The 24,378-nt window shown below is 61.5% G+C and carries 24 protein-coding genes and 1 pseudogene; 10 read left to right on the top strand and 15 right to left on the bottom strand.

The genetic code is table 11. The features are described from left to right. The first annotated feature begins 27 nt into the window (after positions 1 to 27). Positions 28 to 921 (top strand): methylated-DNA--[protein]-cysteine S-methyltransferase, encoded by an 894-nt coding sequence (locus tag BJI67_RS02385; protein WP_083250567.1) that lies wholly within the window; start codon positions 28 to 30, stop codon positions 919 to 921. A 4-nt stretch (positions 922 to 925) separates the two neighbouring features. On the opposite strand, the gene BJI67_RS02380 is transcribed toward BJI67_RS02385, so the two are convergent. Both BJI67_RS02380 and BJI67_RS02375 read right to left on the bottom strand, forming a co-directional pair. Further along, positions 926 to 1,639 (bottom strand): NAD-dependent epimerase/dehydratase family protein, encoded by a 714-nt coding sequence (locus tag BJI67_RS02380; protein WP_070071663.1) that lies wholly within the window; start codon positions 1,637 to 1,639, stop codon positions 926 to 928. A gap of 38 nt (positions 1,640 to 1,677) precedes the next feature. Further along, positions 1,678 to 2,169, bottom strand: coding sequence for a TspO/MBR family protein (locus BJI67_RS02375; RefSeq protein ID WP_070071662.1), 492 nt, complete (start codon positions 2,167 to 2,169; stop codon positions 1,678 to 1,680). Between the two features lie 131 nt (positions 2,170 to 2,300). Here BJI67_RS02375 and BJI67_RS02370 point away from each other — a divergent pair, with 131 nt between their 5' ends. Next, positions 2,301 to 2,921 (top strand): LysE family translocator, encoded by a 621-nt coding sequence (locus tag BJI67_RS02370; RefSeq protein WP_070073897.1) that lies wholly within the window; start codon positions 2,301 to 2,303, stop codon positions 2,919 to 2,921. Positions 2,922 to 2,933: 12 nt separating this feature from the next. On the opposite strand, the gene BJI67_RS02365 is transcribed toward BJI67_RS02370, so the two are convergent. The 4 genes from BJI67_RS02365 to BJI67_RS17720 form a co-directional block, all read right to left on the bottom strand. Beyond that, positions 2,934 to 4,025 carry a DmpA family aminopeptidase gene (locus BJI67_RS02365; protein WP_070071661.1) on the bottom strand — a complete coding sequence of 364 codons (1,092 nt, stop codon included), beginning with the start codon at positions 4,023 to 4,025 and terminating at the stop codon, positions 2,934 to 2,936. Between the two features lie 50 nt (positions 4,026 to 4,075). Beyond that, a complete protein-coding gene (locus BJI67_RS02360) occupies positions 4,076 to 4,840 on the bottom strand; it encodes a DUF1028 domain-containing protein (protein ID WP_070071660.1) in 765 nt (254 codons plus the stop codon). Further along, positions 4,809 to 5,114, bottom strand: a complete 306-nt coding sequence (locus tag BJI67_RS17725; protein ID WP_197513248.1) for a glutathione S-transferase family protein — start codon at positions 5,112 to 5,114, stop codon at positions 4,809 to 4,811. The genes BJI67_RS02360 and BJI67_RS17725 overlap by 32 nt, the downstream gene beginning before the upstream one ends. Before the next feature lie 135 nt (positions 5,115 to 5,249). After that, positions 5,250 to 5,528, bottom strand: coding sequence for a glutathione S-transferase N-terminal domain-containing protein (locus tag BJI67_RS17720; protein ID WP_197513246.1), 279 nt, complete (start codon positions 5,526 to 5,528; stop codon positions 5,250 to 5,252). A gap of 94 nt (positions 5,529 to 5,622) precedes the next feature. On the opposite strand from BJI67_RS17720, the gene BJI67_RS02350 reads away from it, so the two are divergent. After that, on the top strand, positions 5,623 to 6,042 hold the full coding sequence (locus BJI67_RS02350) for an SdpI family protein (protein ID WP_070071659.1): 420 nt from the start codon (positions 5,623 to 5,625) through the stop codon (positions 6,040 to 6,042). A 4-nt stretch (positions 6,043 to 6,046) separates the two neighbouring features. Here the strand turns inward: BJI67_RS02350 and BJI67_RS02345 are convergent, their stop codons facing one another. Next, complete coding sequence (locus BJI67_RS02345; protein WP_070071658.1) at positions 6,047 to 6,529, bottom strand: cupin domain-containing protein; 483 nt, start codon at positions 6,527 to 6,529, stop codon at positions 6,047 to 6,049. Positions 6,530 to 7,176: 647 nt separating this feature from the next. Here BJI67_RS02345 and BJI67_RS16595 point away from each other — a divergent pair. Further along, positions 7,177 to 8,193 (top strand): DNA-methyltransferase, encoded by a 1,017-nt coding sequence (locus BJI67_RS16595; protein ID WP_083250566.1) that lies wholly within the window; start codon positions 7,177 to 7,179, stop codon positions 8,191 to 8,193. Continuing rightward, positions 8,180 to 9,187, top strand: coding sequence for an HNH endonuclease (locus BJI67_RS16590; RefSeq protein ID WP_231940887.1), 1,008 nt, complete (start codon positions 8,180 to 8,182; stop codon positions 9,185 to 9,187). Before BJI67_RS16595 ends, BJI67_RS16590 begins: the two co-directional genes overlap by 14 nt. A 103-nt stretch (positions 9,188 to 9,290) precedes the next feature. Here BJI67_RS16590 and ltrA read toward each other — a convergent pair whose 3' ends face one another. The 8 genes and pseudogenes from ltrA to BJI67_RS02305 all read right to left on the bottom strand — a co-directional run bounded on the left by ltrA (position 9,291) and on the right by BJI67_RS02305 (position 18,925). After that, the gene (gene ltrA, locus BJI67_RS02340) at positions 9,291 to 10,538 is read right to left on the bottom strand and encodes a group II intron reverse transcriptase/maturase (RefSeq protein ID WP_197513367.1); all 1,248 of its coding nucleotides are present in this window, start codon (positions 10,536 to 10,538) and stop codon (positions 9,291 to 9,293) included. A gap of 941 nt (positions 10,539 to 11,479) precedes the next feature. After that, the gene (locus BJI67_RS02335; RefSeq protein WP_156782000.1) at positions 11,480 to 13,726 is read right to left on the bottom strand and encodes a TonB-dependent receptor; all 2,247 of its coding nucleotides are present in this window, start codon (positions 13,724 to 13,726) and stop codon (positions 11,480 to 11,482) included. A gap of 376 nt (positions 13,727 to 14,102) precedes the next feature. Beyond that, positions 14,103 to 14,669: a GNAT family N-acetyltransferase gene (locus BJI67_RS02330; protein ID WP_197513244.1), complete on the bottom strand. Its 567-nt coding sequence runs from the start codon at positions 14,667 to 14,669 to the stop codon at positions 14,103 to 14,105. 12 nt (positions 14,670 to 14,681) lie between these two features. Further along, positions 14,682 to 15,830 (bottom strand): VanZ family protein, encoded by a 1,149-nt coding sequence (locus BJI67_RS02325; protein ID WP_070071655.1) that lies wholly within the window; start codon positions 15,828 to 15,830, stop codon positions 14,682 to 14,684. Positions 15,831 to 16,005: 175 nt separating this feature from the next. Next, positions 16,006 to 16,545: a TrmH family RNA methyltransferase gene (locus BJI67_RS02320; RefSeq protein WP_083250564.1), complete on the bottom strand. Its 540-nt coding sequence runs from the start codon at positions 16,543 to 16,545 to the stop codon at positions 16,006 to 16,008. Between the two features lie 82 nt (positions 16,546 to 16,627). Continuing rightward, a complete protein-coding gene (locus BJI67_RS02315) occupies positions 16,628 to 17,155 on the bottom strand; it encodes a mechanosensitive ion channel family protein (protein ID WP_070071654.1) in 528 nt (175 codons plus the stop codon). Positions 17,156 to 17,251: 96 nt separating this feature from the next. Beyond that, positions 17,252 to 18,109 carry an alpha/beta fold hydrolase gene (locus tag BJI67_RS02310; protein ID WP_070071653.1) on the bottom strand — a complete coding sequence of 286 codons (858 nt, stop codon included), beginning with the start codon at positions 18,107 to 18,109 and terminating at the stop codon, positions 17,252 to 17,254. A gap of 384 nt (positions 18,110 to 18,493) precedes the next feature. Then, positions 18,494 to 18,925 (bottom strand): annotated as a pseudogene (locus BJI67_RS02305) (DUF1810 domain-containing protein). Between the two features lie 306 nt (positions 18,926 to 19,231). Between BJI67_RS02305 and BJI67_RS02300 the strand changes: the two are divergent. The 5 genes from BJI67_RS02300 (at position 19,232) to BJI67_RS02280 (ending at position 24,288) form a co-directional block, all read left to right on the top strand. Then, complete coding sequence (locus BJI67_RS02300; protein ID WP_156781999.1) at positions 19,232 to 21,565, top strand: TonB-dependent receptor; 2,334 nt, start codon at positions 19,232 to 19,234, stop codon at positions 21,563 to 21,565. A gap of 240 nt (positions 21,566 to 21,805) precedes the next feature. After that, positions 21,806 to 22,132 (top strand): (2Fe-2S) ferredoxin domain-containing protein, encoded by a 327-nt coding sequence (locus BJI67_RS02295; protein ID WP_070071651.1) that lies wholly within the window; start codon positions 21,806 to 21,808, stop codon positions 22,130 to 22,132. Then, positions 22,132 to 22,497, top strand: a complete 366-nt coding sequence (locus tag BJI67_RS02290) for a hypothetical protein (RefSeq protein ID WP_070071650.1) — start codon at positions 22,132 to 22,134, stop codon at positions 22,495 to 22,497. The genes BJI67_RS02295 and BJI67_RS02290 overlap by 1 nt, the downstream gene beginning before the upstream one ends. Before the next feature lie 118 nt (positions 22,498 to 22,615). Then, positions 22,616 to 22,912: a hypothetical protein gene (locus BJI67_RS02285; RefSeq protein WP_070071649.1), complete on the top strand. Its 297-nt coding sequence runs from the start codon at positions 22,616 to 22,618 to the stop codon at positions 22,910 to 22,912. Between the two features lie 11 nt (positions 22,913 to 22,923). After that, positions 22,924 to 24,288, top strand: a complete 1,365-nt coding sequence (locus BJI67_RS02280) for a (Fe-S)-binding protein (protein WP_070071648.1) — start codon at positions 22,924 to 22,926, stop codon at positions 24,286 to 24,288. The last annotated feature ends 90 nt before the right edge of the window (positions 24,289 to 24,378 follow it).

Below are 24,378 nucleotides of genomic sequence, written 5' to 3'. Positions count from 1 at the left end.
CTGTCGATTCCCGCACGAGTCTGTCGCATGCGCCGAGCCGCCCCGACCGATGTCGCCCCCCCGTCCTCGCCGCGCGCGACCGGGCGAAGGTCGGACTATGCGCGCATCGCCACGGCCATCGAATACATCTGCGCGCACGCGGACGAACAGCCGGGGCTGGAGGCCATCGCCCGGCAGGTACATTTGAGCCCGTTCCATTTCCAGCGCCTGTTCACCCGCTGGGCCGGAATCACGCCGAAGCGCTTCCTGGAGGCGCTGACGCTGGAGCACGCCAAGGCGCTGCTGAGCAAGCCGGTTTCCCTGCTGGAGGTCTCGGATGCGGTGGGGCTGAGCAGCGGCTCGCGCCTGCACGAGCATTTCGTGCACCTGGAGGCGGTCACGCCGGGGCAGTTCAAGTCGCGCGGTCGCGACCTGCGCATCGGCTACGGCGTGCATGAAACGCCCTTCGGCCCGGTGTTCGTCGCCATGACCGAAAAGGGCATCTGCGATCTGACCTTTGTCGACCCGCATGCACCGGATGCCGGGCTCGACGGCCTGCGCGCGCGCTGGTCGCTCGCGGATATCGCACCCGATCCGGCACGCACGGCGCAACCGGTCGCGGCGTTGTTCGACCCGACGGCGGCCTTGGATCGGCCGCTGTCGCTGCACGTCACCGGGACGAACTTCCAGACCCGGGTCTGGCATGCCCTGCTCGCCATTCCGCCGGGTCGCCTGACGAGCTACGCCGGCCTCGCCGAGGCCATCGGCCGGCCCGGGGCCGCCCGCGCGGTGGGACAGGCGGTGGGCGCGAATCCCGTCGCCCTGCTGATTCCCTGTCATCGGGTGATTCGCGAAAGCGGCGGCCTGGGCGGCTACCGCTGGGGCCTCGAACGCAAGCGCGCGCTGCTCGCCTGGGAAACGGCGGCGCGGCCGGCGCGCTAACGGCTCAGTCCGCCAGACGGAAGGCGGGGTCCCAGCCCAGCGCAGTGCGCGCCTTGCCGCTGTCGACCGCACCGTCGTCCTCGGCCACGTTGTAGACGCCCGGCGCGCCCTGCGTCAGCGCCCGCCGCGCCGCATCCGCGGCAGCCTCCACATGCACCGGCGCCGGCGCATCCTGCGGCGCGTCGAAGCCCGTGCCGGGGCCGTAAAGACGCCCGTAGCGCAGGATCAAGCCTTCCAGCGGCGCATCGAGCACCTGCCGTTCGAAGGCCGCCAGCGCCTCCGGCTCCAGCGGGTCGTCCTCATGGTGCGGCTGCGGGCCCGGCGCGTAGACGAAGGCGATGCTCTGCACCACCATCCGTCGCGCACCCGCCGCCTGCGCGGCGGCGATCAGATGCCGCGTACCGACGTCGCGGATACGCGCGTTGCGCACGCGCGCCTCGGCCATCCGCTGCGGATCGAGGCCCGGCGGCAGGTCGGTGAGCTGGTGCACGACCGCATCGGGCCGCGCCGCCGCCACCGCCTCGCGCAGCGCATCCGCGTCGTACACATCGACCACAACCGGCTCGACGCCGATGCCGCGCAGCCGCACGGCCCGCTCGGTAGATCGAGTGGTGCCGAAGACGGTCCAGCCGTCCGCGACCAGCAGCCGGCACAGTGGCCAGCCGATCGCGCCGGCGGCGCCGGCGACGAATACGCGTCTATCCGATCCACTTCGCATCAGCTTGCCTCTGTGAGTCCCAAATCAGTGGGCCTCAGTCAACCGAGCAGCGCGGGATTGTGCTGCCACACGAACCACGTCAGCGCCGTGGCGAAAGAGACCCAGGCCAGATAAGGCATCAGAAGCAGCGCCGCGGTTCGGCTAAAGCGCCAGAAGGCCACGGTTGTGGCAACGATCAGTGCCAGCAGGATCAGCATCTCGACGAAGGCCCAAGCCCCCAAGTGCCAGACGAAGAACAACCAGGACCAGAGCGCATTGACGACAAGCTGAGCCCAGAACAGATTCAGCGCGGTGCGTGTTCGCTGCGTATGCAGACCCCAGATCAGCCAGGCAGACACCCCCATCATCGTATAAAGCACTGTCCATACGGGTCCGAACAGCACGGCCGGTGGCGCCCAAACCGGGCGGATCAACTGCGTGTAAAATGCCGACGCACCCAACGAGGCCACGGCGCCGACTCCGGCCGCGACGAAGGTACTTAGCAGCCAGCCGAACAAGCCTAGCAATTCACCATAAACTCGTTTCTGCATTCACCCTCCCATATACGGCTTGGCCGATGATCATTCTGTCCATGCGCAGCCCACGGCCCGGCAGTGTGGACCGCATGCCACAGGCTGCGCGAGAATGCCTTGCCCGGTTTGTGCAATCCCGGAGACTGGTCGTGTTCGGCATTCAGCACTACGAAAGCTTCATCGCCGCGATCCTCGTATTCCAGCTCATTCCGGGCGCCGGCACCATCGCGAACCTCAACGCCACCGCGCGCAACGGCATCGGCGCGGGCCTCGGTGCGGTGCTCGGCACGCTGTGCGGCGATCTCGTCTACATGCTCGCCGCCGTCGCCGGCCTCGCCGCGCTGATGCACGCCAATCCGGCCCTGTTCCACGCGATGCAATGGTTCGGCGCCGGCTATCTGATGTGGATGGGCTTCCAGCTCCTGCGCCGGCCGGTACACGGCGCGCCCGCTTGGGACGAACCCAGACAGCCCGCCTGGCGCTATTTCCGCCAGGCGCTGGCCGTGAGCCTCACCAACCCCAAGGTGATGCTGTTTTTCGTGGCCTTTTTTCCGTTGTTCCTGAGCCCCGGCGCCTCGCATGCGACGCTGGCCGCGATGATGCTGCACGTCACCCTGCTTAGCTTCCTCTATCAGACGGGTCTGGTGACGCTTGGCAACGCCGTCGCGCGGCGCCTCCGGACCGCGCCCTTCGCGCGCGTCCTCGCCACGCGGCTGGCCGGCGTGGCGCTGATCGGATTGGGGATCAGGCTGGCGACCGGCAGCCGCTGAACGATTCCTAGACTAGGCGCCGCCCGACTCGAACAGCGTTATCAAGCGCCGAGAATCCAGCGCCTCGACGCGGCGGCCCTTGCGCCCGGTCATCGTGTCCGCCGCGAGCATCGCGTTCAGCACGGCCTCCTCCACGCTTTCCACCGCCGCCATGAACAGGGCGTCGAGTTCGTCGCTGCCGAGCGCTTCGAGGTTCAGCCGCGGCGGTTCCGGCAGCGGACCGGGGTCATTGGCGGTGCTGAAGGCGATGAAGATGTCGCCGGAGTTGTTGCCCGAAGGCGTGCCGCCGCGGCCGATGCCGATGGCCGCGCGCCGCGCCAGACGTTCGAGCTGGTTCGGCAGCAGCGGCGCGTCCGTCGCCAGCACCACGATGATAGAACCGCGCTCGGCGTTCCAGATCGGCGCGCCCGGCATGGCCCGGCCGACGGGCACGCCCTGCACGTTGAACCAGGGACGCAGACCGTGGTTCGCCTGCACCAGCGCGCCGAGTGTGTAGTGTCCGCCGCCCGCCGCCACGCGCCGCGAGGCGGTGCCGGTGCCGCCCTTGAACTCGTAGGCGATCATGCCCGTACCGCCGCCCACCGCGCCCTCGGCGAGGGCGCCGCCCCGGGCACCGTCGATGGCCGCACGCACATGCGCCTCGGTGACGTGGAAACCGGCGATGTCGTTGAGGTAGCCGTCGAAGGTTTCCGCCGCCACCGGCAGGATCCAGACCTCCTCGCCGATCGCCGGGAAGCGCTCGGCCATCCAGCGTGCCGTGGCGTGATGCGCGAGGCCGACCGACAGTGTGTTGGTGAGGGTAATCGGCCCGGTGAACCAGCCCGCCTCGCGAATCCAGTGCGTGCCGGTCATCTCGCCGTTGCCGTTCATGCTGAACGTGCCCGACCACACCGGATTCAGCAGCGCCTCCGGCGCGCGCGGCAGGATGGCGGTCACGCCCGTGCGCACCGCCTCGCCCTCGATCAGCGTGGCGTAGCCGACTGCGACGCCGGGCACATCGGTAATGGCGTTGGCCGGTCCGGGTTCGCCCGGCAGCGGCAGGCCCAGGCCGCGGGCGCGCGGCCGTCCGTCGGGCCCATGTGTGGCTGGAGTCGTTGCTTGCATCGGCTTCCCCCTTTGTCGCCGAGTGATGAATGTCTTGCCGAGGTCCCGGATCAGCCCTCGCCGGTCTCCCGGTTCGTGGCGAACGAGACCGAAACCCGGCCGTTCGCCGCATATTCGGCTTCGAGTTGGTCGATGCGGCGGCGGAATTCGCCGCGATCGGTCACGCCATGCGGATTTGCGCGCGTCGGCAACATGTCCGCGAAATGGATATAGCCCTCGTGCGCCACCTCGTAGAGCCGGCGCAGTTCGCGCAGCGGGTCGCCGTGGTCGTCGGTGCGGATGCTCAGCCAGGGGTAGTCCTGGTCGCGATAGATTTCGAGCGCCGCGGACTGTTGACCGCGGCTGTCGCCGCCCGCGGCCTCGGCCGCCTCCAGGGCCAGCAGCAAGCGATCCGCCAGCGGCAGGTCCAGCGCGGCCTGGTAGGCGCTCAGCATGTCGTCGACCACCTCCGGACCGGCCAGGATGTTGCCGGCCACGGACACGTTCTCGGCCACCCGGTGGCCGGCCCAGTCCGTACACTCGGAACCGGTGTAGGCGGCGTTGTTGCCGTGTGCGTCGATGAGATGCAGCTGGCGAAACGCGCGTCCCTCATCGGCCTCGGTCAGCCGGCGCACGATCTCCTCCGGCGCGATGCCCTCGGCGAGCAGGCGCATGCCGTCGACGCCGTACAGCGGGCTGACCATGGCCTGCGTGGCGATCGCGCCGACGCCCCCGCGGATGTGCGGCACGAGTGCGCCGGCGGCGAAGAAACGGCTGGCCACGGCCAGGCCGAAATGGCCGGTGTCAGGATCGCGGGCGACGATGGAATAGGTCATGCGGGATCCTCCCTGGGCTGCTGGTCGATGTCGCCGGTGTGGCGGTCTGTCGTTCACGCGCCGCGAACGATGGCGTTGACGTATGCAAACGCCACGCCAAATCCCACCCACGCACTCGGATTTGCAACAGGGACGACGGCCGACCGGCCGCCGGGAACGCCGCGAGATCGAAACCGCCCTCATGCGCCACGTGGGTGTAGGCATACAGGCTGATGTCGGCCGTGGCGAGGTCGTCCCCGGTCAGGTAGGGCGTCTCCGCGAGCTGCCGTTCCATGATCCCGAGCGCCTTGCGGCCGCCGGCCTGCTTGGCCTCGTATTCCGCCCTGCGCGCCTCCGGCAGGCCGAGGTAGCGGGCGATGAAGCGGGCGACGGCAATATAGGGTTCGTGGCTGTACTGCTCGAAAAACTGTCATTCCTGCACCTTTGCGAGCCGCCAGGGATCATCGGGGAGCAGGGCGCTGCCGCGCGCCAGGTAGTTCACGATCGCATTCGACTCGGCGAGATATCTTCCGTCGTCGAATTCCGCCACCGGGATCTTGCCGTTGGGATTCATGCGCAGAAATGCCCCAGTGTCCGTCCCTCCGGCCATGATGTCCACCGCCACCCATTCGTGGGGAATGTCCAGCAGACCGCACAACAGCTTGATCTTGTAGCAGTTGCCGGAACCGGCATCGCCGTAGATTTTCATGACTTGACGCTCCCGCTGACCGCCTCGGTCGGATGCGGCGACCCATCATTGCCTGAGTGTAGGACCGCCGCCCTGTCGAATCCATGGGCTCACCATGAGCACGGCCGCAGCAGGATTGTGGCGCTGCACCGGCAGCCGGATAATCGGCGGCATCTCGACCGAGGATGCGCACATGATCCTGCCGATCCGTTACGTCCATGCCGGAATGGGTCTGGCGTTCATCGTGCTGTCCATCCCGCTGATCCTGCGCAAGGTGCCGATGAACCACTTCTACGGCGTCCGCATCCGCAAGGCCTTCGCCTCCCGGCGGAACTGGTACGCGATCAATGCCTACGGCGGGCGCCTGATCCTGGCCTTCGGCGTCTTCCTGCTGCTGTTCGCGCTGCTGGCCGGGCCATGGGCGCCGACCCCGCGCAGCCCCTGGTCGCTGCCCTATGCCCTCGTCCCGCTGATCGGGCTGGTGCCGGTGCTGGTGGCGATCCTGCGCTTCGCGCGCAGGCTGCCGGACCGCTGACCGCTCAGGGATACGGCGTGCCGTCCTTGTGCGTGAACGCCCAGCCGCCCTCGACCGCCTGCGCCAGGATGTCGTCGTCCGGATAGCTCGCGGCATCGCCCGGGGTGCGGTCGCCGACCTCCAGGTACAGCACGTCCGCGCCCGACTCGTTGACCAGATGATTGGCGTTGCCGCCGCCGGCGGGAAAACCCACGCACTGACCCGGCCACAGCGGGAAGCTGCCTTCGTCCGTATGCAGGGTCGGCGTGCCTTCGAGGATATAGAGGAATTCGTCCTGGCGCGTGTGCGCATGCCGCAGCGCGGAAACCGCCCCCGGCTGCAGGCGCGTCAGGTTGACGCCGAAATTCGTCAGCCCGAAGAAGTCGCCCAGCGCGCGTTTTTCGCGCCCCGCCATGCGCGAGGCGAAGGGTTCGGGGTAGTTCGAAGGCGTGCTGCGGGGCGGGATTTCCAGGGCCGCCATCGGCAGGTGTGCGGGCTTGCGCGGCATCGTGCTCTCCGGTCTTGGGGCGGCCTCACAGCTTACCCCGGGAGCGCCTCATTTCGCCCAGTCCTGTATCGCAGATAAAAAAGGGTATCCAAATTATCTGATTGAAACACCAACTGTTATCACCGGGCCCTATCTCTAACTATGTGGTTGACTACGTCTGTGATGGAGATAGCTGATTCTGGTAGTGTCCGTTATGTGGATGCTTGTCTGAACTGGTTGGTGCTTTCGACCACATCCGGCCGGTCAGGTGTCTGCCGAAACAGGCATATGAAAGGCTGCTTTGTGCTGAATCCCAGCCCAATACAGTTCTAAAATGGATTTGGTAGTGGTAGCTCAGTGGATACAGTGGGTTGTAATGCCGACGGCGGCAAACGATGGAGACCAAATCAAACAGACGGTGTGGGATTTGACCCCATGAGAATCGCTCCTGTAGATAAAAACCGAACAATAGCGCATGGGAGTCATGGGTGCATCCGCGTGTCCCTGTATTCATGCATGCATATAGAGACAAAAATGTGAGGTAACATGATGTAACGAAATCTAATGGTTATAGTCGATTCGCTCGCGTCTCCATATTAAAGAATGTCCGGACCCATCGGTCTCTATATTTACTGTTAGCCGTACAAAACTAAACAGATCAGGAACCCATGAAGAAATTCTATAAAACGCAATTTGGAAGTATCTATCACGCAGACTCGTTAGCGTATATGCCTACACTGCGAGACGGCGAAGTTAATCTCATAATGACATCTCCGCCATTTGGGCTCGTGAGAAAGAAGGACTACGGCAACGCAGATGCACATGAATATTTGGATTGGTTCCGCCCTTTTGCGGAACAGTTTCATAGAATCCTTCGAGAAGACGGGTCACTCGTAATAGATATTGGTGGCGCGTGGATACCGGGGCAACCAACCAGATCACTATATCATTATGAGCTAATGATCATGCTTTGTCGCGAGTATGGATTTCACCTGGCGCAAGATTTTTTCTGGTGGAACCCATCTAAATTACCCACCCCCGCAGAATGGGTAAATATTAGGCGAATCAGGGTCAAAGATGCCATAAATTGCGTATGGTGGCTATCAAAGACACCGTGGCCGAAAGCAAGCAATCGTAGGATTTTGGTTCCTTATAGTGAGTCGATGAAGGGATTGCTAAAGAATGGGTACAAAGCCCAGATGCGCCCGAGCGGACACGATATTAGCGATAAATTTTCCAAAGATAATGGCGCTTCTATTCCTCCAAATTTAATTGCAATTGCCAATACTGAAAGCAACTCCGCATATCTGACCAAGTGCAAAGAAAATGGAATTAAGCCACACCCAGCAAGATTCCCTGTTGATTTGCCGGAATATTTCATACGCATGTTGTCAGACAAAGGTGATCTTGTATTTGATCCATTTGGTGGGTCTTGTGTTACGGGGGAGGCCGCCGAAAGGCTTGAACGAAAATGGGTTTGCGTTGAGTTAGAGAAAGAATACATTGAGGGCGGAAGGTTGAGATTCCCGGTCAAGTCGTTAGAAAGAAAAATTCCTACATACAATCTTTCTCATCCTGGTGCATTATGGAATGGCGTTGATAATGAAGAGCCGTTACCAGTTGACGGGGGAAAGGCCCGTCCCGCCAAACAAAGCACAAAGGAAGAAAAAGATGCCAGCCGTTAGCCCTACACTGATTGTCAACGAACTAATTGACGCGATTCAGCAATCTGGCGGCGTGGCTGCTTATGTCTCTGAGACTGTTAGAACACATCCTCGCAAGTTTATCGTTAGCTTTTTAGGAAACACATACAGCCTTTGGGTTTACATGTGGACGCTCACCCACGGCGGTCGGGTTTCATTGCCCGATGAGTACAGAATACAAATGACATCTGTGTCTTCACCATTACAGAAGAACCCAAGCGGATTGACTGTACTCATGGGCTATAACCCAGATTTAAAGATGTTTGCAGGCTTTGATTTAAAGAAACACAGCACATTTACTGCGGGGTCTCCCTCAGTTCAAATAGGAATCTCCGCGATACATTCGGCGTTACAAAATGGTCTCTCATTCGTCACTAAAGATAATGACGAAATAGCAATTGGGGTTCGGCCAGATCAGTTTCTAACATATTGCCTGAACGCCGAGCCGTTGCATCTATATGGCGCTGAAAGCAATCTTACAGAATTGCTAACAAAGGCTGTCGAGTTACAAGAGATCCCTGAGCAGGATATTTCATCACTTACGGCAAAAAGAAAACTCATTGTGGAAAATGTCAGCAGGTACTCGCGTGACGCAAACTTCAGAAAAATTGTATTAAGTGCCTATGACAACAGATGTGCAGTTACAAGACTCCAATTGCGCCTTGTGGATGCTGCTCACATTCTACCTGTGCCTTCAGGAGATAGCAGTGATCATGTTACAAATGGGATGTCTCTATCTCCGACATTTCATAGAGCATACGACAATTGCTTGATTTATCTCGATGAAAACTATGTGATGAGGCTAAATGCGGAAAAGGCAGATGAGCTAAAACAACATAAACTGGATGGTGGGATTAAGGAGTTTAAGTCATTTTTGGACAAAAAAATTCATCTACCGCTTGACGCTAATCAGCGACCACGAATCGAATACATAAGAATGGCAAACAAGCACCGTCGAATACCAGGCTATGTATAAAACGGCTAATCGGGTAAGGGCGGGTGTTTAGCCCGCCCTCCCCACACCACCTAGCATGCGGGTCCGCACTAGGCGGTTCATAAGAAAGAAGCACACAGGGAGATCAAGCATAGCCATGGGCTTTCATCCACAGATCGCGGATACCGATCAGCCCTTGGCGTTTCAGCCACTCATTCGTCATTCCGGATTGTGTCGCCAGCGTGCGGGATAGATGCCAGTAGCTCTTGCTGCTGAGCGCCGTCAGGATCGCTTGGCGTTTGAACGTCCCCAAGGCCACCAGGTGGCGGACCTTGGTGCGCACATAGCGCCACTGTTTCCAGTAGCACATGCGCACCCGGCGGCGCAGCCAATGGTCGATCTCGGGGAGCGGTCGGTAGTAATCCGAGATGCCGAAGTAACCCATCCAGCCTCGCACGTACCGGGCGAGCTTCATGAATCGGTATGCCATCGAGACGCCCCAGGAACGACCGGTCAATCGCCGGACGTGGTGCCTGAAGTCCTCGAAGGCGCGGTCGGACCAGCGCAGCTTCGTTCCCCGAAACGTAAACCCGAGAAACGTGCAGTCGTTGGTCTTCACTACCCGGCTCTTCTGCTCATTGACCACCAGTGCCAACTTTCGGGTGAGGAAACGGGTCACGCTCGCCTTCACCCGTTCTCCGGCTCTGAAAGTCTTGACGAGGATCACCAGGTCGTCCGCGTAGCGGGCAAACCGGTGGCCACGTCCGTCCAGTTCTCGGTCAAGGTCGTCCAAAAGGATATTGGCCAGCAGCGGAGAGAGCGGCCCGCCCTGCGGCGTGCCGATTTCCGTTGCCTGGATGGACTCCCCGACCAGGACACCCGCCCGCAGGTAGCGACCGATCAGGGCCAGCAGCCGCTTGTCGCGCACCTTTCTGGCCACTCTGACCATAAGGATATCGTGCCGGACGTTGTCGAAGAATTTCGCCAAGTCCAGGTCGACGGCGATGCGGTAGTCGGCCTTGATGTGGCCTTGTACCTGTCTGATTGCTCCGTGGGCGGAGCGCCCCGGTCGGAAGCCGAAGCTCGATTCCGAGAACTCGGGATCGAAGATCGGCGTGAGTACTTGCGCGATGGCCTGCTGGATCACCCGGTCGATTACGGTCGGGATCCCCAGCAACCTCTCGCCCCCGTTCGGCTTCGGGATCGAGACCCGACGCACCGGCTGGGGTTGATAGATACCATTGGCAAGCTGCTGGCGGATTTGTGGCCAGTTCGTCCGGGCGAACTCGGGAAAGTCCTCGATGCGCATCCCGTCGATGCCGGGAGCACCCTTGTTGGTCTTTACCCGCTTCCATGCGCGTCGCACGTTCGCACTGTCCAGGACCCGCGCCATCAACTCCTCGTGCAAGGCTGGCTGCGTGAGACCACGCCGCGACGCATCTCCCCCGGTCGGGTTCGGCGATGGTGGCGAGTGACTCACAGCTCCTCCTTGGTTTCTCATGTTCGGCCCTTCACCGGCGGGGATTCCGTCCCCGGCCGCCTACTATGGCCTCTGCTGACTTCTGCCCGGTCACGTCCTGCGTTACCGCAAGACGCGCTGCAGCAGATGGACAGTAGGGTCCGGTGGCGGTTCCACGACTTTCGCCGTGGGCCTCAGTCCGGCTCCCATAACCCAACACGGCCGCAAGCCGGGCAGATCTCCCCGAATAAGGACATGAACTTTCGGTGCACAACCGCCGCATTTACCCTATCCCCTGCACCTGGCGGGCTTCGTCATCTTGTGCTGACTCGCCCGGGGACTGAGCCTTCTATGCGATTTCTGTCCGTCGGCTCGCACCTTTGCGCTCGGGCTTCCTTCAGACATCCCCTCGCGGGTTTGCCCTTGCCGTCGGCTAGTAGTTACATTCGTCCGCATGGACTATACAGGTACTCCTACAGGGGACTTTCACCCCATCAGTTCATGCCCATGTCGGGCGTACACAAGGCGCTGCACCGGACGGCAATTCCGCTGCGCTCCATTACCGCCGGTGAGCTTAGGCGTTGAACGGCCGCTGTCGGGGCTGGAACAGACAGCACGTCATCGATCCGCGACTGGCCGACCAGGGTCGAAAGTACGCACTCATCCAAATGAAAAGCAGCCGTCCATAACTCAATCACCCATTCATAGCTTGGCCGCTTCAACCAAATACGGCACCACTTTACGTTGAAAGATCCTGTCATCTTCAACCACTAATTTTGGATACCCATAAAAAAAAGCAGGACCGCGGCCGACGGTCCTGCCAGGTTGCTCCCCTCCATCCCGCGGGACCGCGTTTGCGGTCCCGCGTGAAGGCGTTACGCGAAATGTGCGTCGAAGCCGATATTGAACGACCGACCGGGGCCTGGGACCGTGATTCCCGCCGGGATGCCGTTGAGCATCATGGTCATGCCCTGACCCACATACACGCCGTTTTGTGGATTGTAGTAGAGACGATTGAAAACGTTATCGATTCCCGCCCGGATCGTCACATTGCCGGTTTTGTAGGCGGCGTGCAAATTGACGATCGTGTAGCCCTTGGTCTGCGGTTCGCTCTGAATCGAGGACACGTTCGTTTTCGCGCCGACGAACTGCACATCGACCGCGTTGTCCCAGTGTGCCGTGTTCTGGGCAAGCTCGACCTTGCCCTGCCAGGGCGCGATGCCGAACAGGCCGTCGTGCGTCTCGGTATTGCGCGCATGGATGTAGCTCAGCTTTCCGTTCAGGAAAAATTCGCCCGCGGTCCGCGTCTGCGCCAGCAGCACCTTGCCGGACGCGTCCGCACCCGACATGCGCGCCTGCTGGTTGACGTATTGCAGCACGTTGAATTTGCCGGCCTGGCAGGTGGTGCCGGGCGCGCACTGCTCGCCGATGTAGTCGTGAATCTGGGTCAGGTAGGCATCGGCGCGGATTTTCCACAGTCCGTGGTTGATGCTGGCCCATTCGCCGCTGAGGACAGCGGTATAGGCGACTTCGGGCTTGAGGTTCAGGTTGCCCACGTAGCCGTTGCCGTCGCCGACCAGGTTGTTCATCACCGCGACCATCGGCATCGAGGACCAGGTATAGCGCTGATACAGATTGGGCGAGCGCTCCTGGCGCATCACACCGAAGGTGTATTTCTGCATCGCGGTCGGCTGGAATTTTGCCTGCAGGCTCCAGTCCCAGTTGCGGTCGGTCTTCTTGTGCGGTTGCGCATTGAACGCCGCCGCCTGCATGTTGTACATCATGTTATAGCCATGCACTTCGCCGGCATTCTGCTCGACGGTGTCGCTGCGCACGCCCATCAGCGTGCTCCACTGCGACGACCACTGGCCGCGCCATTCGACGTAGGCGTCGTAGCGGTTGCTATGACCGTCGTTGATGTTGTCGAAGGTGTTCGGCGCCATCATGCCGGTACCCGAAGGCGGCCAGTAGTCGTTGAGGCGGAACGAATGGAACAGCAGGCCGGTACGCAGCAGGTTGGCGCTGTCGAGATGAATCGTGCCGTCGAGCTTGGCACCGTCGATATGGCCGTGCGACTTCATCGGCATGCCTGAGGTGGTGCCGTACATGTACTGCTTGTCGCTGCCGAAATCCATGGTGTGATGGATATCCTGATGGTACAGGTGCAGCTTGACGTTGCCCCAGTCGAAGCGGTCGCGGTAATTGAAATGGATCAAGGTGCTCTTGTTCTCCACCATGTCCATGCGCTGATTGGGATAGTACTCGTACGGAATGTCCTGCAGGTTCACCGACAGGTCGGCCAGTTGGCTCCCATGGCGGTAGGCGAACTGAATCTGCTGATTGCTGGTGCTGTAGGCGGACGAGCCGACCACGTCGCCGCCGATCGAACTGCGTCCCATCGCCGCCGGACCCGACGGATGGAAATCGCCCCCTGCCTTGTAGTCGGAAGCGTGCGAAACGTCGCCGCTGTATTTCATGCTGAAGGCATCATTGGCTATGCTCGCAGCCAGATGTCCGCCCGTGGCGGAACCGTTGCTGCGGTAGTAGCCGCCGACGCTGCCGCTGACCCGCGTCTTGCCCGGCATGGCGAACTTGGGCGGCGCCGGATGTACCACGACCGAGGCGCCGATACTGTTGCCGTCCACGCTGACCGGCACGATGCCGGTGTAGGCCGTGACCGCACCGACCTGGCTCGGGAAGAGATAGGAAAGGATCGGATTCATGTGGTTCGGGCAGGCCGAATTGAGCTGCATCCCGCCGTAGGACACGTGCAGCTGGTCGTCCATCAGGCCGTGAACGACGGGAAACCCGGATACGCCGCCGGTCTTGAACACGCTGCCGCCGAGAATGCCGTCGAGAATATCCGCGGTATTGCTGGTTTTCAGGCCGTACTTTGCAACCTGGGATGGGCCCAGCGTCTGCGCACCCAGGATCGGGTTCGTCAGATCGAACTGGTTGACCGTCACGGTCGGTATCGATATGTAGGGTGTTGCCGCCATGGCACGACCGGATAGGGCCGCCGCTGAAACGACCAGCGAGGTCGCCAGAACCTTCCCGGCCGCCGGAATTTGCGAACGAGACTGCCGAATTTTTCCTGCTGATTTCTTCGAGTAATTTCCCATCTTCTCCCTCGTGACCCGCTAGCATTGATACAGGATTTTCCCGCGACCCAGTCCAGACACCCGAACGCATGATGAAAACGAAAAAATCCGAGCGACATACTGTTTTTGAGAAAAACAGGCCTCCCACACAGAAAAATAATTTCCGCAGGCGTCAAAATAGATTGATGGCCGGATATTCCCAGGCCGGGGACGTGGCACCCTAAGCGAATCGCACTCGGCAGTGAAGGCGGCAGGCTTTAACTGCGACGATATGCCGCATTATTTACCCATAATTACGACGAACTGCGACGATATGCCGCACCTGTCGCGCGCGCGATTTTCACGATAGGCAGTCAACTGGAAGTCGCATCGGAAAGACAGAGCGATGGTTCACCGCTCAGTCCGGAGGGCTCTCGCGTAGCGGCAGGTGGAACCACATGACATCGTGCCAACGGCCGAATTTGTGGCCCTCCCGAGGGAAGGTGCCGATGGGTGTAAAGCCCACGGCCCTGTGCAGCCCGACACTCCCGGGGTTGGGCAAGGCTATGCCGGCGTAGGCGTTGCAATAGCCGGCGTCGGCCAGCATCGGCAGCAATACACGGTAAAGCCCCCGGCCGACGCCCTGTCGCTGCAAGCCCGGCGCGACATAGATCGTCATCTCGACGGACCATCGGTAAGCGGCTCTTTCTCGATGCGGGCCGCCATAGGCATAGCCGAGCACCTTGCCGCCCAGTTCCGCCACCACGCAGGCCCATCCGTTGCGGTATTTGCAAAGCCTGGCGGCGAAGTCATCGAGGTCAGGCGCTGTTTCCTCGAAGGAAACGATCGTCGTCTCGACGTAGTGGCGATAGATCTCATGCATCGAAGGCACGTCGCTTTCGCGTGCGGGACGCACGATCAAGGATTCGGTCTGCATGGCCCATGGACTGCCCGCGTCATCGAAGGTTCTTGCCGCATCAACCAAGCGGACTCCGCATCATCCATTGCCCCTTGGCTCTGGCCTTGGAGACCACGACTTGCTTGACGCCTGCTTGTCGAACAGATATTTCATCCACCCCATGCCGAGCACCATCAACACGCCCGTGATATCTCCTGTATGGCCGACGAACAGGCTCTGCGCGGCAACCAGCAGAAAAATGGACAGGGTGGTCATCGCGATTGCAGCTGACAGACGCGTACCAGCCTGGACAAGCAGCCAGATCAGGCACCCATAAACGAATAGTTTCTGCTGAAATGCTTCGAGATTGATAAACATGTTGCCATGCAGATAACCCCAGAATGGCACCCAGTGAAACGCTATGCCCTCGGTACGCAATTGAAAGGGGGTCAGCTCTTCCAGAACGAATGAAAAAAGGAGCAGCCCGGCCAGCAACCCGTCGCGCCCAGGAAGGCGCTTCAGCCATGGCCACAGGAAATAACCGACAACACCGCCAAGCACATTGGTGGCGGTGAGCACGTTGTTAACGATCACCACTTCCGCCGCAAAGCTCGCCAGAATGAGCGCGGCCAGCAGGGAGCGTGCATGTCGCCCCGGCCAGATTTTCTCCCACAGGGCCGCCACCATGGTCCATGAAAAAATGGCCAGCAATACTTGAACCCAGGGCAAGGTCGGATGCAGCAGCAAGGGTTTCAGGCTGTCTTTCCAGGACTGCCAGTCAATTGCAGGCACGAACGGCATCAGACGATAGCCGAACCACAGCATGACCAATAGCAGCGGGTATCGCGCCTGATGGCTCAGCGCCAGGCGAAAACGCGCCGAAAACCACCCCGGGATGCGCACCAGCAAAAAACCGGCTGCTGCGCCTACTTCGTTTACAAAAGCATCCTGCAGGCTGGGCACACGGCTTGGCAGCCACAACTGCAGGATCTGCAGCCCCACCGCCAGCACCAGGGCCCACCACATCAATACCCAAGCATTCATACGCGGCCAGGCCAGCCGCCCAAATAGCGTCATGGGTAGAAACAGAAGAAAGTTGCCCAGCGTATCGCCGTTACCCGAGTACTGGAAAATGGTCAGGAGAAAGCCGTGCAGGTCCAGGTGATGCGGATTGCCGGAGACAAAATTCAGTGGGTAAATCGACCCGTAAGTGATCAGGACCACGACCAGCCAGAACAGCACCTTCATAGCGATCACTCACAGGGGGCGAGGCGGACAAGGATATCTTGCGCATGCCTGCGAATACCACTGCCAGATATTGCACGCACGGAAGTGGATCACGCAGGTTCAATACCTGCCGGCATCAGACCAAGCGACGTTTCACCCCATAAGGAAAATCATGCTCAATGCGAACCCGGCAGCGTTACTTACCCGAATCCATTCCCGTTTCGTCCGCACACATCCCGATGATTTCGTACGCCGCGATTGCACAGGCCATCGCCACGTTCATGGACGAATTTAGGCCACGCATGGGGATGTGCACGGAAAAATCGGAGGCATCCAAAAGCGCCTGACTGACTCCCGCATTTTCAGAACCCAGCACCAGGCATATCCTGTCTCCGCTGGAAACGGGCAGCACGGCCAGGTCCAGACTCGCAGTAGTCAGATCCAGGCTGACGACGCGATAGCCATCTGCCTGCAACTTTCCCACCACGGCGAGCGGGTCGGTCGCGTACTCGTGGGGCACGTATTTTTCGGCGGCGCGGGAGGTTTTTCTGATTTTCCTGTTCGGCGGCAATGGCGTGGTGCCGGTCAGGTACAGTTTCTCGACGCCGAGCGCGTCGGCCAGCCGGAACAGACTGCCCACGTTTTCCGGCGCCGCCATATCATGGACGAGGAGGCTCAGAGGGAAACGGCGCAGTTCCCCGTGGTGATCGTCATGCACGAGCTGAATGTTTTCCATGAAATCGACCGAACGTCCGCGAATATCGATCTATCGACCTGGCACCTTCATGCGCTGCCTTTCATGCCGATAAATATGCATTCTATTTATCGGTGTGCGGCGCCACCACGACGCTGTTGCTGAACATGGTGCCGTTGGGGACGTGTATCGTGCTGCCATCCTCGCCCACCAGCACCGTGTAGCGGAAATTGATATCCGAAACCACACCGCTGTTGCCGGCCACGGATATCTTGTCGCCATATCGATAGGGTTGGTACACCAGGATCAAAATACCGGCAATCAAGTTGGATACCGCATCGCGCAGGGCAAACCCCAGCGCGAATCCGCTCAGCCCAAGACCGGCGATCAGGGCGGAGACATCGATCCCCATGGTTCCGAGTCCGGTAATCGAACCGATCACCAGCCCCGTGTAGTACACCGTTTCGCCGGCCAGCCCGGCCAGGGGACGCTTGTCGGCCTTGACCCGCCCGGCGAGTCGCCTCAACAGCCTTCTGGCTATAATGGCCGCCGTCAGAAACACCAGAAAAATCAGGATACCCGCGATGACCGCGGGAACTGCCTGTTCGATTCTGAGCCAGAACTGGTCGAGATACTGGATTCGGTCGTTCATGTCGTGTCCCGGGGCCTCCGCTTCCCTGGATTTTGCACCGACTCTCTGACCGGCGCATTTCGCGGAATGCGCGCGCAGGCCGAAATCATCGATCGGCTACCGCTCGATCACCGGAATGCCGAACTGTTCGCCCAACCACACCGACAGTTTCGCGAAAAACGCCGCCCTGGCGTGTCTTTCGAGCCACGGACTATGCCCGCAGTCCGTCAGTTCGTGATATTCGATCCTGGGCATGTACTGCGCGAGCACCCGGTGGATCATTTGGCCCGGATGGGGATCGTACGCCCCGTGGATCATCAGTACCGGCAGATCGATGGCGGCGAACGCAGCCGGGTAGACGCCGCGCGCCTGCGCCTCCAGCATATCGTTCCAGGTCTCGCTGTGCGCCCGCTCGTCGAAGGGCAGCGCCAGATCTTCGGCCGGCTCGGCATCGTAATCGTACGCATCGCGCGCTGCCGCGCGACGCTGCGCGATGAGCTCGTGCATGCGTGCGCGGGAAGCCGGGTCGAAGGTGCCGCAGCCCACGAGCACCACCGCACTCAATGCCTCGGGATGGGCGGCCGCATAGGCGAGCGCGAGCATCGCGCCCCAGGACTCCCCGACCACGACCGGCCTGCCCGGCGAATCCGTCGCACGCACCAGCGCGTCCAGATCCGCCACGTGCCGCGCCACCGTCAGCGGCTCGTCCCCGCTGCCGCGCTGGAACGGCTCGATCGCGCGGAACGACTCCGACAGGCCGCGGGCGATCGGCGCCGCGTTCCCGGCCGCGGCCGGGCCGCCGTGCAGGACGAACACCACCGGACCCGCCTCGCCGTAGCGGCGCACATGCAGCGGCGGCAGTTCGGGTCCGCCCCCTCCGGAATCGGCGCCCATCACGCGCGACCGCGCCAGATCGCACGCCGGCGAGCCGAGAACGGCATCGGCCGTGGACGAGAGGCGGGCATTCGGCTTCATGACGGTGCGGCATTCCCTTGTCTTATCGCCGGATTAGTATGTCGCGGATGCGGCGCGCGCGGTAGCGCGGGGCGGCATTCGCCAAGCACCGCGCCCGGGCGTAAAGTCCGCTAGCGGAACGCGGCCTTTCCCCCCGGCCCACACCGACACTCCCGCTGGAAACTCACCATACACAAATCCCTGACCGCCGCCCTCGCCATCGCGCTGCTCGCCCTGTGCTCCGCCTGCACGCCCGAGCAGCTCTACGGCAGCGGGCAGGCCTACCAGCGCAACCGCTGCCTGAACATGCCCTCCCAGGAGCAACAGGCGCAATGCATGCAGGCAGCCGACAAGCCCTACGGCGACTACCGGCGCGAGGCCGATACGGCCGGCGACTGATCGCGGCTAGCGTTCCCGCTCGCCGCCGAGCAACGCCAGCGTGCGCTCGTCGCGCTGCCCGGCGTAGAAGTTCTCCAGCGCCCGGGAGAACACGTTCCCCGGCGCGGCGACGCACTCGAACAGGGTCATGCAGGAGCGGAACTTGAGCACGTCGGGGTAGCCGAAAACAGCCTCGGCCGCAATACCCGCATGTCCCAGCACGGCCTCGGTACAGTCGACCAGCCGTACCCCGAGCAGCGGATGAGCCAGCTACGCCTCGGCCTCGGCAAGATCGCGGATGGCATAGCGCACGCTCGTCACGCTCGCACCCAGCCCCACGACCTGAGGGAACACGAACCACATCCAGTGTCCCGTCTTCCGGCCGTGCCGCAGCTCGGCCAGCGCCGCGTCGTAGATCCCGGTCTGGGCGTCGAGGAAGCGCTGCAGGTCAGCGCGCATGCGCCCGAGACTCATACCGTCTACTTGCCGCGCAGCTCATTGCCGGATAATTAGTGATTAATTTCGCTTGCACATCAAACCCAACTGCTAATTACTTATCGACTCAATATCAATAACTAATTGTTATGAATTACCAAATGTTAATGTCAATAAATAATTAGTTCACTTCCCTGCTACCAATTATTCACGGAGCCGAGTCCACCATGCGCGGACATCCGCTAACCCCGGATGCACACTGAAGTCAGCCTTTAAATTCCGAACGGCCAGTCTTCATGCAACAACATCAAAAATATTAGGAGAGCTCCGGTGAAATCGTTGAAACGAAGTGCAGTCGCGGCCGCGATTGCATCCGCATTGATTTGCCCGTTGGCCGCACACGCTGCCGGCGTCATGAATCTCGGCACCGTCAACGCCAACGTGAAGAAGAATTCTCAAGAGCGATCTTCGGACAGCTCGGTCATGACCGAGAAAAAGAAGCTGGCCACAACGCAAACGGTCAAAACCGTATCCAAGAGCAGCATTTCCCTGTTCGGTCCCGATGCCGGCGGCATGCAGGCGCTCAGCATCCTGCCCAACGTCGAAATCAGCAGTTATAACGCCAGCAGCGTTTCCTCCCGCTCCACAATCTCGATGCGCGGCTTGAAAGTCGGTTGGAACAGCATCCCCGGCGATCTGGAAACCAACGCCATCACCACCGAACTCGACGGCATCCCGCTGAACAGCCTCAACCAGGGCACCGGCTGGCACTCTCCTGAAGTGCCCATTGGCAGCCTGATGGCGGGCACCAATGTCATACAAGGTCCAGGCAATCCCGACACCCACTGGTACGACAGCCTGGGCGGCACCATCAATTTCATTCCCGTTCAGCCGACCGCACACGCCAATACCCAGATCAGCCTGTCAGGCGGCAGCTTCGACACCAATGTGATTTCCGCCGTGCACAACACAGGTGAAATCGACGGCTGGTCAACCGTGATCGGGCTCGCCCATGCCGGCAGTCATTCGATCCGCAAGACGTCGGACGTCTGGCCGTCCAACACCTATCAGCTCTATGTGAAGACCAAAAAAACCTTTGCCGGCGGATCGTTCAGCGCGGGCGCCTACGCGATCAACAACGACGAACTCCGTCCCAACATGATCCCACTCGTGCCCAATAGCGAGATTCATGTCGACGGCTTGAACGGGAGCGGCCCCCTGTACAGCCAGCAGACGACCGGATTCTATTCGGCGCTGCCGCAATCGGTCTGGTGGAAGCACAACTACGTCAAGGACTACATGGCGTGGTCGCATCTGCATCTGGATCTGTCGCCGACGCTCAGGCTCTCGAACAGCATCTGGTTCCGCAACGGCAACATTTATCACCACCGCGTGAACACGGGCTACGATGCCGGCTCGACAACGAACGTCGAGAACTACCACGAACATTCCTACAACCTGGGAGACAAGGTCGTTTTCGATCAAGCCATCGGCGACACCAACCTGGTCAGCTTCGGCGGCTGGCTGATCATGGCCAAGGCTCGCAGCAATTATCTGGGGTACGCGCCAACCCTGGGTTATCACAATTACAATCCCGCCGCGGTTTATTTCAACACGACCTACAGCACCTATTCCTCCGCATTCATTCAGGATGCCATCAAGCTCACGCCCTCGCTCAAGATCGTGCCGGGCATCAGCGTGAACGGCTTCCAGACGGACTGGGTGAACAACAGCTACACCGAAACGCTCCACCTCTATCCGAACGGCGTGCCCACCGACCCCAACTTCAGCTACGACACCAACCCGAACGCTTCCAGCAATTTCCTCAAGACCGAACCCTCCATCGGCATCAACTGGAAGCTTTCGAAGGGCATGGCGGTATTCGCCAATTACGGCATTGCCTACCAGAACCCCACGGCGGGAAATTACGACAATTACCCGATCGACATCAGCACCCTGCAGCCCGTCAGGGCGGCGACGTACGACCTGGGCTGGCGTTTTGCGGGCGAGCACGTTCTCGGGCTCAAGCGGATGACGGCGTCGCTCGAATATTTCCACACCAAGATGGATCATCAGACCATCCCGCGTAACATCGCCGGCAGCCCGGTCACCACCTTCGGCTACGGTGCCGCGACCCTGCAGGGCGTGGATGCGCAATTTTCCGGCGACCTCGATACGCACTGGTCCGGTTTTGCCAATTTCGGCTGGCTCAAGAGCAACTGGGATTCGTTCTTCTCGACCACCAACAATACCTATTACAACGGCTACCCGGTCTCGAATTCGCCCTCGACCACGTTCAACGCCGGCGCCAGCTACAAGTGGTATCTCTCGACCTCGGCGATCACCACCACGCTGTGGGATCAGTACACGGGCCACAGTTATTTGTGGGACAACAACAACGGCGCGCCGACGAACCAGCAAACCCCGGCCTATAACCTCGTGAATCTGTCGATTTCCGATGACACCCGGGTTTTCAATCACCTGATTCCCGGGCTCAAGTACGCGACCGTTTCCCTCCGCGTCCTGAATCTGCTGGACAAGAAATACAATTCCACGGAATACATCTCCAGCGGCGGGTACTTCGGCACCACCTCCACCGGGTACATCATCGCCAACCCCGGTGCGCCGAGAAGCCTCTATCTGACGGTCACCGCAAGCTTCTAGTTCTGCGCCACACCCTGGCGCCGAGCATCGACCGATGCTCGGCGCCCCTTTCAGGGCCCCCGCCCACAACGCCATCCGCGTTGGTCCGTTTACCCCGCTCGCCGGGTCGATTGTTCCGTTTGCTACAGACCCGCTCCGCCCGCTCCACCGAAAATCAATCGCTTAGCTGTGGCACGTCGCTTGCTCTCCGATTGCCATCGAGTTTGCCTGCGAAATCCATCCCGTTCCGGAGTGAGTGCCATGCCAAGACCCGCCAAACACGTATTCGTCTGCGTACAGTCCCGTCCACCGGGCCATCCCCGCGGCTCCTGCGGCGCCAAGGGCTGCCAGGCCGTGTTCGACGAACTGTTGTCCCAGTCGCAGAGCCGCGAGCTGGCGGCCCAGGGGATTCAGGTGACCGGCACCGGCTGCCTCGGCCCGTGCGATTCCGGCCCCAACCTGCTGGTCTATCCCGAGGGCATGATGTACGGCGGGCTGAAGAAGGAAGACGTGGCCGAGATCATCGACAGCCACCTGCTCGGTGGCAAGCCGGTCGAACGGCTGCTGGTGCCCTCGGAGATCTGGTGATGCTCAGCGAGCTCGATCGGCGGCTGGAAGCGCTGCGCCCCCTCGGCATCGAGGTGTTGCGGGAGCTGGAACGCGCCGCCGGCCGCCTGGGATCGCTGGGTTTCTTCGCCCCGGCCTGGGAGGCCGGCACCCCCTCCCTGCGCCGCGACCCGGCCGACGGCTCGATGGCGCTGGTAATGGAGTGGCGTAACGCCGAGGGCTACCGCTGCGGCGAGCTGGTGGTCAACGCCGACGGCAGCCTGTATGCCGAGTGCGACGTGCTGCGCCCGCACCCCACCGACTCGCGCTGGTTCGTCGAGGCGATCACCGCCTGGGGCCGCGCCGGCGCGATCAACACCGAGCCCCGCCTGCTGCAGGCGGTCTAGGCGCATCGTGCCCGCAGCCGACCATCGCCGCCGGCCGTTCCCAGGCAACGGCGCGGCGCGATGCTGCCCGTCCGCTGGCCGTGGCGCGGCCGATATCGTCAGGAATTCCGAGACACCCATGCACATGTTCACTCAGCAGGAGATCGACGAACTCTCCGCCCTGCATTTCATCAACCAGATCGATGCGCACCTGCGCGTCGTATCCAAGATTCGGATCGCTGCGGATACCGGCGACCATCCGCCGCGGGTGATCCTGCTGCTGGAGCTGCTCTACGACAAGAGCCGCGTCGACAAGCTCAGCTTCGACCTGCACAACCACAGCTACGCAGACATCATCGAAGTGGCGCGCAACGTCGGCGACAACGAATACCTCATGTGCGAGATCGACAACCTGCTTTCCGGCCACGGCGAATGACAACCCCGCCCATGAAAAATCTGCTCGACTGGTCCAGCTACGAAAACGCCGGCGTGGGCGATGCCTATGCGGACATCCCCAAAACAGGCGGCGATTTCGCCAAGGCCGTCGCCGTATGCATCAACAGCCGCCATTGCGAGGAAAAGCCCAAGGGCGTCATGTGCCCCAGCTTTCGGGTCAGCGACAACCCGCTGCTCTCCACCGGCGGCCGGGTGCGGCTGCTCAAGGCCGCGCTGAACAGCGACGATGTCCTCGCAGCCTTCGACGAACGGGAACTGGCCGAGGCCATGGATCTGTGCCTCTCCTGCAAGGGCTGCAAGCGCGAGTGCGAAAACGAAGTCGACATGGCCATGATCAAGATCGAGTATCTGGCCCAGCGCCATGCGCGCCACGCGATTCCCCTGCGCACCCGGCTGTTCGCCAACCTGCCCGATCTGCTGGCGCGCTACCCACTGCGTTCGTTGATCGCCCTGCGCAACCGCCTGCCGCTGCTGGCACGCCTGGGCGACGACCTACTGGGCATCGCCCGGCAGCGCCAGCTCCCGCTGCCGCAGGCAAACCCCTTCTTCCAATCCCGGCAGCCCGCGCAGGAGACCTCGCCTCCGGACAATGCCGACGGCAGGGCCGTGGTGCTGTTCGTGGACACCTTCACTCACCACTTCGATCCCGCCAACGCGCATGCCGCCATCGACGTGCTGCAACGCGCCGGATACCGGGTGCACGTGGCCCGGGACGGCCAGCCCACCCCCCTGTGCTGCGGACGCACCCAGCTCGCCCACGGCCTGCTCGACGGCGCCAAGGCCAACGCCCGTCGCGTACTCGCGGCGCTGGCCCCCTACGCCGAGGCCGGCATGCCGGTGATCGGCCTGGAGCCCGCCTGCCTGCTGGCCATACGCGACGACTACAAGTTCCTCGGCCTCGGCGAGATCGCCGACCAGGTCGCCGGACAGGCGATCCTCTTCGAGGAGTTCGTCGCCCGCGAGGTCACGGCCAAGAAAATGACCCTCGACCTGAAGCCCATCCCCGAACAAGCCGCACCCACGATGATCCACGGCCATTGCCACCAAAAGGCGGTGGGCGCGATGAAGTCCATGCGCAAAGTTCTGAAAATGATCCCCGAGTTCCGCTTCGAGCTCGTGGAAACCTCCTGCTGCGGCATGGCCGGCAGCTTTGGCCTGGAGGCCGAACACGTGGAAGACTCCCTCGCCATGGCCGAGCTGAGCTTGCTGCCGGCCCTGCGCGAGCAGCCGCAGGCCGCCATCGTCGCCAACGGCTTCTCATGCCGTCACCAGATCGCCGAAGCCACCGACCGGAGACCGGTGCATATCGCCCGGTTGCTACAGGCGTCGGTGAAGGGGGAGGCGTTGGCGGTTTAAGGGGGGCTGCTGCAAAGGCTGGAACATTTCTGCAGGACAGCACTGCAATTTTGTGAGCCGGATAACGTACTTAATCGACTCAAATCCTGA

It is taken from the genome of Acidihalobacter aeolianus (genome assembly GCF_001753165.1).
In the GTDB taxonomy this organism is placed as follows: domain Bacteria; phylum Pseudomonadota; class Gammaproteobacteria; order DSM-5130; family Acidihalobacteraceae; genus Acidihalobacter; species Acidihalobacter aeolianus.
Note: the sequence above shows the minus strand (reverse complement) of the source record. Positions and strands in the feature narration are given on the sequence as shown.

Bases quoted from the DNA above. Each gene is read 5' to 3' on its own strand.
- BJI67_RS02350 (WP_070071659.1), top strand. From the start codon at position 5,623: ATGAGCACGGCCGCAGCAGGATTGTGGCGCTGCACCGGCAGCCGGATA.
- BJI67_RS17720 (WP_197513246.1), bottom strand. From the start codon at position 5,528: ATGAAAATCTACGGCGATGCCGGTTCCGGCAACTGCTACAAGATCAAG.
- BJI67_RS02375 (WP_070071662.1), bottom strand. From the start codon at position 2,169: ATGCAGAAACGAGTTTATGGTGAATTGCTAGGCTTGTTCGGCTGGCTG.
- BJI67_RS02365 (WP_070071661.1), bottom strand. From the start codon at position 4,025: ATGCAAGCAACGACTCCAGCCACACATGGGCCCGACGGACGGCCGCGC.
- BJI67_RS02320 (WP_083250564.1), bottom strand. From the start codon at position 16,545: ATGGAAAACATTCAGCTCGTGCATGACGATCACCACGGGGAACTGCGC.
- BJI67_RS02285 (WP_070071649.1), top strand. From the start codon at position 22,616: ATGCACATGTTCACTCAGCAGGAGATCGACGAACTCTCCGCCCTGCAT.
- BJI67_RS02295 (WP_070071651.1), top strand. From the start codon at position 21,806: ATGCCAAGACCCGCCAAACACGTATTCGTCTGCGTACAGTCCCGTCCA.
- BJI67_RS02345 (WP_070071658.1), bottom strand. From the start codon at position 6,529: ATGCCGCGCAAGCCCGCACACCTGCCGATGGCGGCCCTGGAAATCCCG.
- BJI67_RS16590 (WP_231940887.1), top strand. From the start codon at position 8,180: ATGCCAGCCGTTAGCCCTACACTGATTGTCAACGAACTAATTGACGCG.
- BJI67_RS02325 (WP_070071655.1), bottom strand. From the start codon at position 15,830: ATGAAGGTGCTGTTCTGGCTGGTCGTGGTCCTGATCACTTACGGGTCG.
- BJI67_RS02290 (WP_070071650.1), top strand. From the start codon at position 22,132: ATGCTCAGCGAGCTCGATCGGCGGCTGGAAGCGCTGCGCCCCCTCGGC.
- BJI67_RS02280 (WP_070071648.1), top strand. From the start codon at position 22,924: ATGAAAAATCTGCTCGACTGGTCCAGCTACGAAAACGCCGGCGTGGGC.
- BJI67_RS02380 (WP_070071663.1), bottom strand. From the start codon at position 1,639: ATGCGAAGTGGATCGGATAGACGCGTATTCGTCGCCGGCGCCGCCGGC.
- BJI67_RS02385 (WP_083250567.1), top strand. From the start codon at position 28: ATGCGCCGAGCCGCCCCGACCGATGTCGCCCCCCCGTCCTCGCCGCGC.
- BJI67_RS02360 (WP_070071660.1), bottom strand. From the start codon at position 4,840: ATGACCTATTCCATCGTCGCCCGCGATCCTGACACCGGCCATTTCGGC.
- BJI67_RS02310 (WP_070071653.1), bottom strand. From the start codon at position 18,109: ATGAAGCCGAATGCCCGCCTCTCGTCCACGGCCGATGCCGTTCTCGGC.
- BJI67_RS02335 (WP_156782000.1), bottom strand. From the start codon at position 13,726: ATGGGAAATTACTCGAAGAAATCAGCAGGAAAAATTCGGCAGTCTCGT.
- BJI67_RS16595 (WP_083250566.1), top strand. From the start codon at position 7,177: ATGAAGAAATTCTATAAAACGCAATTTGGAAGTATCTATCACGCAGAC.
- ltrA (WP_197513367.1), bottom strand. From the start codon at position 10,538: ATGGCGCGGGTCCTGGACAGTGCGAACGTGCGACGCGCATGGAAGCGG.
- BJI67_RS02315 (WP_070071654.1), bottom strand. From the start codon at position 17,155: ATGAACGACCGAATCCAGTATCTCGACCAGTTCTGGCTCAGAATCGAA.
- BJI67_RS17725 (WP_197513248.1), bottom strand. From the start codon at position 5,114: ATGGAACGGCAGCTCGCGGAGACGCCCTACCTGACCGGGGACGACCTC.